This window comes from Streptomyces tateyamensis (genome assembly GCF_003205575.1).
Lineage (GTDB): Bacteria > Actinomycetota > Actinomycetes > Streptomycetales > Streptomycetaceae > Kitasatospora > Kitasatospora tateyamensis.
Window position 1 is genome coordinate 1 of record NZ_PYBW01000138.1, and the last position, 12,472, is coordinate 12,472.

Annotated in this window: 3 protein-coding genes; 1 reads left to right on the forward strand and 2 read right to left on the reverse strand. The window is 66.6% G+C overall.

The window, feature by feature from the left end; all coding sequences use genetic code 11:
- Window positions 1–108: 108 nt before the first annotated feature.
- Window positions 109–495, reverse strand: a complete 387-nt coding sequence (locus C7C46_RS29160; RefSeq protein WP_110672923.1) for a hypothetical protein — start codon at window positions 493–495, stop codon at window positions 109–111.
- Entirely contained in the window at window positions 492–7,562 is a 7,071-nt protein-coding gene (locus C7C46_RS29165; RefSeq protein ID WP_146259250.1) for a polymorphic toxin-type HINT domain-containing protein, read from the reverse strand. The genes C7C46_RS29160 and C7C46_RS29165 overlap by 4 nt, the downstream gene beginning before the upstream one ends.
- A gap of 609 nt (window positions 7,563–8,171) precedes the next feature.
- Between C7C46_RS29165 and C7C46_RS29180 the strand changes: the two genes are divergently transcribed.
- On the forward strand, window positions 8,172–12,362 hold the full coding sequence (locus tag C7C46_RS29180; RefSeq protein WP_181442593.1) for a LamG-like jellyroll fold domain-containing protein: 4,191 nt from the start codon (window positions 8,172–8,174) through the stop codon (window positions 12,360–12,362).
- Window positions 12,363–12,472: the final 110 nt, after the last annotated feature.

Below are 12,472 nucleotides of genomic sequence, written 5' to 3' on the forward strand. Positions count from 1 at the left end.
ATCCGCCGCTGTAGTACAAGGAGCCCCACCGAGAAGAAATTCGGTGGGGCTCCTTGGTATCTCTCAAGCCGCGATAAGCCACCCAAGTGACGGATTAGAGCCTACCAATCAGCCCAGATTCAAGTCATCAATGGAGACTTCATTCAGCGAGTGTCCGTCCTGCAACTCCCAGGGGCGGCAGCCGAGGATCGGGCGAGGTGTTCCAGGCCCCCACGAATCCCAAGACTGGAACGACTCAATCGCGCCCAAGGCCGGACCGTAGGGGCCAATCACCACCCCTGAGCTAATCGACTGGGAGAGGAGCCGAAGGAGCTCCTTGATCTCGCCCAGAGAAGGTTCCGGCTCCCTGCTCCAACAACCGAGCCATGAGACCGCAGGAGCCGAGTCGGCCGCGCGGACGCAGACCCACAGTCGCTTAGCGGACTCCTCGTCTCCGCTCAACACAAACGCCGTGAAGTGCACCGGAGCGTCCAGTCGTACCGCGACGATGTTCATTGCCCTCCTATCATGACCTCGATAAGCGTATTCGGATCCATTTGGCCAGAAAGAACTCGATTAGCGATTTCAGCCGTACGGTTATTTCCATCGACGATATGCAGCCTCGAACCCGGGAGCTTGATATCGTCACCCGGCGCATAATCCCTAAATCCCGTGATGGGCTCCTGCCCGCTGGGACCTCCGAACCGGATCAGATCATCATTCGAAAGTGCCGACACTCCTCCATGTCTAGCATCTGCACTGCCAAACATCTGTTCGTGAGTCGTCGGGTTTCCAGCAACTCGGTCCAGCATCTCCCCAGCCCTCGCATAGAACCTGGTCGGCTGCGCGTGGATAGGCAGGTCTGCTAGGGCTGAATTTGTCGCACAGGAATTGTGTACCAGAACTGGCGTGGTGCCCGCGAGTACATAGTACGTGTGGAGCTCTGCGACGGTGAGGTTGTACGCGATCTGGGCATCGGTCTCGTAGTTGCGTACGGCTTGAACGGTGACGGTGATGTTGTCCGTCGTGAGGACGTGGTCACCGGGCTTCAGGTCGCGGGCATCGGTCCAGCGGTTGGTGGTGATGTCCCAGTAGGGGTGGTGCTGGGTGGACTTGAGGGTGCTAGCAGAGGAGTCGCCGCGAGGGTTCGCCTGGTTGGTCAGGGTGAGCTCGGTGAACTGGGTGTCGTCGTGGCCGACGATGGTTGCGGTGACTGGTTCGGTCTTGGTCTCGCCGCTCTGCGGGTCGGTGGCGGTGACCTGGTCGCCGACGGTCAGGGTGTCGATGGCCTTGCTGGTGCCGTCGGCCAGCAGGACGGGGGTTCCGGCGGGGAAGCTGTTTCGTACGGGGCAACTTCCCCCTCTGCCACCGCCGGTGTCGTGGGGCCGGCCTGCGGAGTTGCCCCCCTTGGGACGCCCAGCGCGCGCGAGACCGGTGGCGAGGCCGTCGTCCAGCACCGCTCCCGCATCGACGACCGCGGCGACGACGCCTGCGGTGAAGATTGCGGCGTCGGCGATGTCCTGTCCGCGCTGGTAGCCCTCGGAGTCCGTGTGAACGCCGAGAATGCTTGCGGCCGGGTGGTCGATGGCGTGGGGAACCGGGATGTAGGGGACGAGCGGGACACCGAAGAAGGTTGGCGGCGGCGCAGTGATCGTCTGCCAGACCTTGTCGAGCATTCCGGCGAGGATCGCCTTGCGGGAGGGGCGGTGGAAGCCGATTGGTGGTGCCCAGTGGTCGATTCGCTCGTCGGATCCGGGAGCCAGCTGCTGCAGCATTCCTGTCGGGTCGCTCAGGTCGACCGGGTCGTTGCTGCTGTAGGCGTAGCCGTTCCACTGCTGGGGATCAGCTTGGTCGATGATTGGGTCGGGGTTGAGGAAGCGACCGGTGGCGGGCTGGTACTCGCGTGCTCCGAGGTTGGTCAACCCGGTGGCCGGGTCCAACAGGCCGCCGACGAACCCCTTGTCGCCGGACCAGGTCCCCGGAGCAGACTGGGTGCCTCGGGGATTTCCGAAGGGGTCGGTGGCGCGGCGGGTGATGGTCTGTGAGGTGTCGGTGGTGATCTGGACGCTGTTGGTGCCGTGGGGGTCGGCGGCCTGGTAGACGAGGGTGCCGCCGCCGGTGGCGGAGGTGACTCGGGTGATGGTGATGCCGCCGGGCGAGCCGTAGTAGCGGACGTCGGTCATCGAGCCGCTGGCGGTGTCGAGGGTGAGCTCGTCAGGGCCGATGTTGAGGGTGGTCTTGCCGGGGTCGCGGCGGATGAGCTGGTTGCCGTCGGCGTCGTAGAGGTAGGTGGCACCGCTGGTCTGGCCGGTGGTGGCGAAGGAGGAGAGCTTGTCCTCGCCATCCCAAGTCAGATTGGTGGTGCCGCCGGTGGCGGTGACGGCGGTGGTGTTGCCGAGCTGGTCGTACTGGTAGCTCGCAGTGGTGGTGCCGGCGGCTGTTGCGGTGCTGCTGGTCAGGAGTGCATGTGGGCCGCCGGTGCCGCCACCGGTGTTCGGGGCGGTGGTCGGTGTGTTGACCGTTCCGGGGGTGGCGAAGGTCTGGGTGGTGGTGGTGTCGTTGGCGGTGTTTCCGCTGGTGTCGTGTTGGACGAGGCGAGTGCGGTTTCCGGTGGCGTCGTAGCTGTAGCTCTGCCAGTACGGGGTGGGGCCGCCGACGCTCAGTGCGCCGGTGGTGCTGGGTCCGCTGGCGTTGGTGCACGCGCCGACACCGGGCACGGAGGCGGAGGTGCCGGTGCTCTGCTGCGCGCCGGAGCTGTCGTACCAGGCACCGGTGGGGTTGGTGGTGACGGAACCGGTGTCGGTCCAGGCCTGGGTGAGTCGGCCGAGGTAGTCGTAGGCGAAGCACTGCCGGTCGGTGGCAGTGGCGTTCTGGTTGTCGCTGATGGAGGTGATCGCGCCTGACGGTGTGTAGGTGTAGCCGATCTGGTCGGCGGAGACGGGTGAGGTCTGCCGGTCGATCCAGGAGGTGATCAGGTGCCCGGTGGCGGGGTCGTACTGCTGGGTGGAGACGACCTGGGTGCCGATCGGGCCGATGGTGGTGCGGGTGGGTCGGCCCCAGGCGTCGTAGACGATGTTGTTGACGAGGGTGTCGTTGCCGCCGGAGGCGACCAGGGCGCCGGTGTCGCTGTAGACGTAGCCGACGATCTCGGAGGGAAGGCCTCCCATCGCGGGCAGTGTCATCGTCTTCACGGTCCCGAGGATGGGGTTGTAGACGTAGGACGTCTTGTAGGTGCCGGCGAGGGCGCCTTCAGTGGAGGGGATGGTGACGCTGGTGCCCTTCGGGCGGTAGGCGGTGTCGTAGCCGGTGACGGCTTCGGTGTAGGCCTGCCCGTTAGCGCCGCCGACGTAGCGGGTGGACGAGGTCGGCTTGCCCTTGGCCAGCGTGTCGTAGACCCAGCCGGCGAGTTGGTTGGCCGGGGCGACGCTGCCGCTGTACAGGCCGGTCTTGCGGCCGACCAGGTCGTAGCTGTAGGCGAGGGTGTTGCCCTTGGCGTCGGTCGTGTGGTCGATGCGGGAGTTGGCGGCGTAGAAGGTCTGCCTGGTGCCCGTGTCGGGGTCGGTGGCCGAGACCTGGCGACCCCTGAGGTCGTAGGTGTAGGACCAAGTGTTGCCGGCCGCGTCGGTGCGAGAGGCGGGCTGGCCCGCCGGGGTGTAGGCGTAGGTTGTGACGTCTGCGTCACCGGCGTGGCCGGTGGGAGCTGCGGTGTGGTACTGCCACAGGGCGGTGGTGCGGCCTCGCGCGTCGGTGACGGTGCTGGTGGCGGTTGTGCCCTGAGGCGGGGTCACATCCGTGCGGTCGGCGCCAGGGTACGCAGTCGTGGTGGACCACTGCGGCTGGGCGTAGGACATGAACGCACGGTTGGTGGCTCGGCCCAGTCCGTCGTAGGTGGTCCAGGTCTCAGCGGGGATCTGCGAGTCCTGTGCCGAGAAGATGGTGCTGTTGGGGCTGGAGTTGGGGTCGTAGTAGGGCGAGGTGGTCTTGATCGCCCAGCCGTGCGAATCGTAGGCGGTGTCCGAGATCAGCCGTCCCGCACCACCGGTGGCCAGGGTGGCTTGGGACTGTCGGATGCGTCCGAGGCCGTCGTAGATCTCCGTCTTCCAGGAGAAGTTGGTGCTCCCCGAGACCTCGCGCAGGGTGCGGGTGGTGACGGCGGAGGGCGAGGCGGTGCCGTTGACGGAGTAGGTGTAGGCGATGCTCGCCGGCAGGGTGGTTGACCGCTGCGGCTCCCAGAGTGCGGTCAGGCGTCCGAGGCCGTCGTACTGCTCGGTCGTCACCCGGCCGTTCGGGTCACTGGACGTCAACGGCAGGGCACGGCCGGGGTCCTGGGTGGACGTGGTGGTCCAGCCGAGCGGCGCGGTGACCGAGACGCTGGTGGGCAGGCTGCCACTGGCCGGCGTGTAGGCCGTAGTGGTGGTCTCCACCGCGGTGTTGGCACCGCTCAGCTGGGAGCCGGCCGTACTGTAGGTGGAGCCGTCCGTCGTCGAGATGGCCAGCGGGCGCCCGTAGGAGTCGTAGGTGGTGGTGCCGGTGCTGATGTAGACCGGGTTGCTACTGCTGTCGTAGTGATCGAGCTCCTGGGTGCCCGTGGGGTCTCCGACCGCTCCGGCCTGCCCGATGGCCTGGCCGTCGAAGAACGTGCGGGTGTCCGAGATGGTGTTCGTCGCGGTAGCGGTGGTTCCGCACGGGCCCGCCACGGCCTTCTTCTCACTGACGAGGCCGGTCAGCATCGGGTTGCTGCTGTTCGCGTAGGTGCTGGTGGTGCAGATCTCCGGGGCCGATGCAGTGCCGTCGCCCCGGTCGTCATCGGTCAGCTCGCGATTGCCGTGGGCCGGGTCGGTGGTAGTGACGGCGGTGGTGGTGCGCCAGGTCGTCCCGTCGGCCAGCAGTTCCTTGGTGGTCTCTGTGGCCTGGGATCCCGGGTAGCGGGCGACCAGGGCCGGCATTCCACCTGACTGGGTCTGGGTGGCGGTGGCCTGCTGTCCGGTCGCGGCGGTGCCGGTCATCGCGATGACCTGGCCACCGGCCTGGCTGTAGGTCTGGGTGGCAAGAACCTTCCCGGAGAGCCAGTCGCTGTCGGTCACCGTGCCGCCGAGCGGACTGGTGACAGCTATGCTCCGCTGGCTACCGTCGAGCTTGTAGTCGCCGTCCATTCCGCGCAGGTAGGTGACGGTCTTCTGGGTCTTGGGGGCCTCGCCCGCATTTCCGCTACCGGTGGTGATGGTGACGGACTGGTACCCGCGGAAGCCGTCCCATGTCCGCGTGGCGGGGTCGGTGAACTGCGCGTCGTTGCGGTGCCAGGCCGCGTCACCGTTGTAGGTGTAGTTGGTGGAGACCACCGGCGCGCCAGTGGTGCCGTCCTGCTGGGTTACCGCTGTGACCAGGTACTTGTTGAACCAGTCGTTGACCGGGGTGGTCGAGCTCGATCCGGGCAGGTACCAGTGCACCGGCTGACACGGCAGCCGGTTGTCGTCCTCCTTGCTGCTTCGGGAGCAGTTGGGCTGGGAGTAGATGACGTTGATCTGTCCACCGGTCTCGGTGGTGATCTGCTGGATGCGCGGCTGGTTGAACACCGGCTCGGCCGGGAACAGGCCGTCCACCCGGTTGGCCTTCTCCACCGGGGTGAAGGTCACGGCCGGCAGACTCACCGCCGTGCCGCCGGTGGAGCCGGTGCGGGTGATGGAGTCCAGCCACAGCGTCTTCGGGGTGCCGTCACCAGGGTCGCGGAACGACTGACCCAGCGCCCACGAGTCGACCGGCGTATAGGTGCCGTTGACGAGCACGGAGGTCGAGATGCTGGTCAGGCGCTTGGTGGTGAAGAAGGACGGGCTGTAGTTGGTGCAGCTGCCGGTGCCGTCACATGCCTGGTCCAGTGGCACGTCCGGCCAGTAGGCCTGGTTGGCTGCGGTGCGCTGCGACGGGTCGCAGGTGATCGAGCCGGAGGGCACGCATCGCTCACTGGTGGTGAAGGTGACCAGGTCCGCGGCCTTGATGGTGCCCTTGGCCGCGACCTGCTCAGGCAGCCGCTGACCGTAGCCGATGGTCTGCAGGTTGCCGCCACGCGTGTACGTGGTCAGGGTGCCGTTGCCGTTGTTCTGGCCACCACCCCGCGTGTACTTGTTTGTCTCGCCAGCATAGGTGTACGTGATCAGATTCTGGTGGGTGTCGACGACGTAGTCGAGGTTCCAGCGCCATCCCATGACGCAGTTGGAGGACTGTCCGGAGCCGGAGTTGTAGCAGGGGTCGCCATTGTTGGGCGAGTAGACCGGCTCGGCCCACGCCGAGTTGGTGGCGGGATCGGTACCGTCGCCGCCAGGCAAGTGGTTCTGCCCGAAGTAGTACTGGGTACCGTCGTTGGTGGTCAGGCGCCAGTACTCGCCGGTGGGAAGACCGTTCGGGGCACCGGTCAGCTGCTCGATCTTGGAGCCGTCATCACTCTGCGGGTGCCAGATGCCGGTGCTGTCGTCGCGCACCAGGGCGCCGGAGTGGCCGGCCAGGCTGATGGTGGCGTTCTGACCGCCCCAGCACAGGTCTCCGCTGCTGGCGATCCCGTCCTTCGAGCAGGACTTGTAGGTCCGCTCGATGAAGCCCGCCTGGTAGTCCCAGCCCGCACCGATCCACGAGGATTGCGCGTTCTGCGCGGACGTCTTCCCGTCCACTGCGGAGGAGTCGTAGGACAAGGACACCGACGGTGCCAGCTTGCCCAGCGACAGCGGCGTCTGAATGGGGTAGGAGTAGGTGAAGTTGCCAACGTTCGCCCCGGCGCTCCACGCCATCGAGGGGTTGAGCGAGGTGGCGGTGTAGTTGCCGTTTGGCCCGGACGGGGACGAGGTGGCAGCCAGAACCATCGGCGCGCCAACGGTAGATGCCTGGACCAGGCCGGCCTGCAGCACGTGCGAGCCCGGGCCGGTCACGCTGGCCGGCTTGGTCGTGCTGCCTTCGGCGGGGAGTTTGACGTCCGCAGTCAAGGTGCCGGATGCCGCGTCCAGGATCGCGGCGACCGGGGTTTCGATGCGGCACTCGGCCGCGTCCGGGGTGGTTAGCGCACAGGCCGGAAGCGAAACCAAGCGCGCACGGTCACCCCAGCCCTGGCCGCTCAGCGCCTTGACGTCAAGACTTACCGTCACGTCGTCAGACGGATTGCCGATCAGGCTGACCAGCGGCGTGAGGACACCGGCGGCCCTGCCTTTGGCGGTGTCGGAGACGTCGACCTTGACGCTGCGTGTCGCGCTCGCCGTCCCCGCCTTGGCAGCCACGGCGACGGGCAAGTCGCCGGCCTTTACAGGCTGGTCACCGGCCGAGGCCGGTGCGGCGCCGCCGGAGGCCGCCCGTGCGGCGCGCGCATCCGGAGAGTCGGACCCGACCGTCACCGTTGCGGAGCCACCGCGGGCCGGGGCCGTCGGCGCGGGCGTCCAAACTGCCGGGACAGGGAACTGGGGTGGCTTCGCCCCAGCGGGCTTGAGATTGGTGCCCTTGACCGCTTTGCTCTGCGAGCCGAGTGGTGTGTGGGGCGGTGTCCAGGTCTTGCCGCCGAGCTTCGGCTCCAAAGCCGTAGCAGACGGGGCGCTCAGCAAGGCCAGCACGACCGCGAGCGCGGCCGTCAGACTCCCTTGCCGATGCCTGCTCGATATCCGCGCATGCCGAAGCCGCACAGCCACTCCCCACCCTTTGCAACAGTTGATCCGATGCCACCAGCACACAGCGGTGCCGTGATCACCGACCGACGCTATGTGAAGACGCCTTCACGCCGCTAGGCCCAGCAACCGCCCAGCCGTTGAACTTTGCGAACTCTTGACCCTATTGCCGGAACCAATCGGGACATGTGGCCACAAGCCTCCAAAGCAACTTGACCCCCGGCTATCGACGAAGCAAGGTGCCAAGTCGAACAGCCAGCCGAATGGGCTGGCACTGGGGAGGGGAACGGCCTCATCATGCCTTGGCCCACGACTGATTCACTTTCACACCCACCAGCTACACGGAGGCATCATCTCCTGCAGCTGGCCTCACTTGGCGCGAACGGCGCCCTCGCACTCGGTCTCCTTGTCGCACCAGCTGCGAATGCGGTCACCGGGCCGCAGCCGCCCACGACGACCCCTACCGCAAGCGCCCCGGCCGGCCCGGCTCCAGCACTGTCACCCACTGGTCAGGCCATCGCGAACGCGCGAGTGCAGGCGAAGTCAACCGGCAAGTCCGTGCCTGTCGACGCGCTGACCACAGCGACCTCCTCGACCGTGGTGAACCCCAACGGGACGCTCACAACTGACGACTCTGCCGCTCCCGTCCGCGTCAAGCAGGGCTCCGGATGGGCCGCGATCGACGCGACACTCCACACCAACCCCGACGGCACGCTGAGTCCGGCCGTCACCCCGAACTCGCTGAGATTGTCTGGAGGCGGCACCGGCCCGCTGGCGTCGGTAACCACCGCTGACGGGAAACAGCTCTCGGTCACTGCGCCTTTCAGTCTCCCGGCCCCGAGGCTCTCCGGCGCCACCGCCACCTATGCCGGCGTCCTGACCTCCGACGTCGACCTCCAGGTCACCGCATTGCCTGACGGCGGCTGGCGGGACGTCATCGTCGTCAAGACAGCCACCGCCGCCGCCAACCCGGCCCTGAAGACCCTGCACTTCCCGATCAGCACCACCGGGCTGACGGCCTCGACCGATACAGCCGGCAATGTCGCGTTCAAGGACTCCGCAGGCGCGGTGCGCCTGCACGCGCCCACGCCGATGCAGTGGGACTCCACGCTCCCCGCGCCCGCTGCGTCGGGAGCGCGTTCGCTGGCGACCCGGTCCCTTTTCGCAGCACCCAGCATCGACAGCGGCACGTCGATGACGTCGACCAACTCCTCCACGGCGGACTCCCCCGGTGACAGCGCCAAGATCGCACCCATCGCCGTCAGCACTACGGCCAGCGGCATGGACCTGACGCCGGACCAGAACGTGCTCGGAAAGGGCACCGGCCCCTGGTACCTCGACCCCAGCGTCAGCATCAGCAGGGACAGCGCCACCCAGCACTGGGTCCAGGTCCAGGAGAACCACCCCGACACCAAGAACTACGATGTCAACTCACCGGTCGGAACCGGCTACTGCGCCTACTCCGACTGCACCGGGTACGGCCGCTACCGCGCCTACTTCGACATCGGCATCAACTCTGACATCTACAACCAGCCCGGCGGCGCACCCAGCCCGCCGACCGTCTACGACTCCAAGCTGATCGCCAACGTCTCCGACGCCTCCAGCCCGAGCACCAACACCCCGTTCGGCCTGTACTGGACCGGCGCAATCAACACCAACACCACCTGGAACGCACAGCCCTGCGGCACCAACGGAACCATGGCCGGCTGCCAGAAGATCGGCAACTCCGCCAGCCTCACTGGCACCGGGCCGATCAGCTTCGACGTCACCTCGCAGATCCAGCAGGCCGCTTCACAGCACTGGGGCGACTGGACGGTCGGCATCGCCCCCGATGACGAAAACAACGCCCTCTACCGCCACCACCTCAGCATCAGCCCCGGCAGCGCACCCCACATCACCACCAACTACGACATCCAGCCCAGTGCCTGGGGCCCCACCACCTCCCCCAAGCCTGGCTTCGCCTCCACCGGCAAGTACTTCGACTGCAACAGCGGCGGCACCAACCCCTGGGACAACGTCGGCTGGATCGGCGCCAACCAGACCGTCAAACTCGCGGTCAACACCTGGTCCCCCGCCTACCTCAGCCTGCACACCTCCTTCAACGTCTTCTGGAACTCCACTGCCGGCAACGGCAGCTACAACCAGGACAGCGGCTGGGGCGGCTCGGTGAACACCGACACCAACGCCCAGAACACGACCCTGGCCCTCAGCCAGCTCCAGGACGGCCAGGTCTACGGCTGGCACGCCGGTGCCTACGACGGCGATGCCAACAACCCCGGGCTGGGATCCCCATGGACCCAGCTCTGCTATTTCGGCATCGACCGCACCCCGCCTACCGTGTCGATCAGCTCACCTGAATTTCCGCCCTCCGGCACCCCCAATCCCACGCCACAGAAGTTCGCCGGACAGCAGGCCCGATTCACCCTCCACGGCACCGACCCCGTCCCCACCGGCGCCGCGGCGTCCGGCGTGGCCTGTTACCGGGTGAGCACCAACCCCAGCCCAGTCACGGGCTGGCACTGCACCGACGGCGCCACCAACGGCGTCTACCTCAACAACACCGCGACCAACAGCGCCGACTTCAACACCACTCCGGGCAACTGGGGCACCAACATCCTCTACGCCCAGGCCCAGGACAACGCCGGCAACTACAGCCAGCCCGCCGCATACGCCTTCTACGCCCCTTGGAACCCGGCCTCCAAGCCCGTCCTCGGCGACGTCACCGGTGACGGCAAGCCTGACATCGTCGTACCCGACAATGCCGGGAACCTGAAGATCGTCAGCACCACCATCGACCCGACCAACTCGGTCAGCGCCAACGCCTCCCTCGCTCCAGGCAGTCAGGGGTGGGCAGGCGCCCAGATCTCGCACCGCGGCTCCCTGCTCCCCGCCAAGAGCGTCGACGATCTGATCGCCCACGTGCCCAGCGACCCCACCAACCTGTACGAGCTGGTCAACAACGGCAGTGGCGCCTACACCGTCAAGACACCGATCAGCGCTCCACCCACCGACAGCTGCACGGACGGTACCGGCAATCCGCTACCTACTGACTGTCCGGCAGAACTCACTGACTGGTCACAGACAAGCCAGATCGTGGCAATCGGACGTCCCGAAGGCGACTATTACACCCCCGCCAACGGCAGCACACCCTCCTCGGTCAGCCGCACGTCCCTGATCGCCGTCATCAACAAGCACCTCTGGCTCTTCCACGGCGCGCCAGAGAGCAACAAGATCCCGGGCTTCTACTTCGACGGCACCGCCGTTGAGCTCTCCAGCGCGGACTGGACCAACTACGACCTGATCAACCCCGGCCCCGCCAACGGCATCACACCAGGCACCACCGCCAAGCAACCCACCCTCTGGGCGCGCAACCGAACCGACGGCACCATTCACGCCTACCGCATCACCGGCGGCAACACCCCCAATTACAGCGACTTCGCAAACCCGGCCACCAACGGCATCACCCTGCCCGGCATCACCCTGCCCGTCAGCACCTATCCCACCGTCGGCGCCTCTGCAGACCTCGCCGGCGGCCCCACCACCGCGAACGCCCCTGCCGACCTGTGGACCGTCAACACCTCCAACCAGCTCACCATCTGGACCGGAACCAGCGCCGACGGCACCGACAGCACTCCCGTCACGGGCTTTGTCACCACCGGCTCTCCCAACACCGTCACTCTGCCCACCCCCAAGGGGCTCTGGCAGCTCAACGACAAGGCGAACAGCACCACCGCAGCCGACAGCCTCGGCCAGGACCTCGCCCAGTCGGGAACCGCCCTCGGCACCCACCCCGGCACCGCGTCCAACGTCACCTTCAGCCCGGACAACCCCAGCGGAGCCACGCTCCCCATCGACCCCAACACGAAGGCACCAATCACCCCGCCCAACGTCGCCGTCTTCAACGGCAGCACCAGCAAGATCGAAACCACCGGGCCAATCGTCGACCCCACCAAGTCCTTCACCGTCAGCGCCTGGGCCAAGCCCAGCGCCTACAACGGCGTCGTCCTCGGCCAAGACGCCGGCAACACCCAGTCCTTCATGCTCTGGCCCGACAGCAACGGAAACGTCTGGCACTTCGCCATGGCCACCGCCGATCCGACCAACGGCTGGCCCTACGACGTAACTTCGGATGTCAACACCAACGCCAACGTCCAACTGAACACCTGGACACAACTGAGCGCCAGCTACAACGCCACCACCGGTCAGATGAGCCTCTACGTCAACGGCAACCTCGCCGGCATCGGCCAGCACAAGCCGTTCTCCTCAACCGCAGGGTCCTTCACCATCGGACGCTGGCAGAACAACGGCAACAAGAACGCCAGCCCATTCAGCGGCAGCATCAGCGACGTCTCCGTCTACAACGCCCCGAGCACACCAGGCAACCTGACGGCCAGCATGGCTGGCGGCACCGTCCTGCACCCCGGCGACAGCGCCTACTCCTCCCGCACCATGCTCACCATGCAGGCTGACGGAAACCTCGTCCTCTACACCCTCGGCGGACTGCCCCTCTGGTCCACCAACACCAACGGCCACCCCGGCGCCTACGCCACCATGCAGGCCGACGGCAACCTCGTCGTCTATCAGCCCGACCCGAAGTTCACCACACCTGGCGCAGCAGCAAACTCCCTCTGGTCCTCCGGCACACCGAACAACCCCGGCGCTACCGCCAAGGTCCAAGGCGATTGCAACTTCGTCATATACGACACCAACAACAAGCCCCTCTGGGCCTCCAACACCTACCACCCATGAACCATGCGAGAGGTACAGTGATCGTCTCCTGACAACCACACACTGACGGGCTGGCCGCGATCACCGATCGCGGCCAGCCCGTTATGTATCATGAACCGCTGCGGGTTTGA

Bases quoted from the DNA above. Each gene is read 5' to 3' on its own strand.
- C7C46_RS29160 (WP_110672923.1), bottom strand. From the start codon at position 495: ATGAACATCGTCGCGGTACGACTGGACGCTCCGGTGCACTTCACGGCG.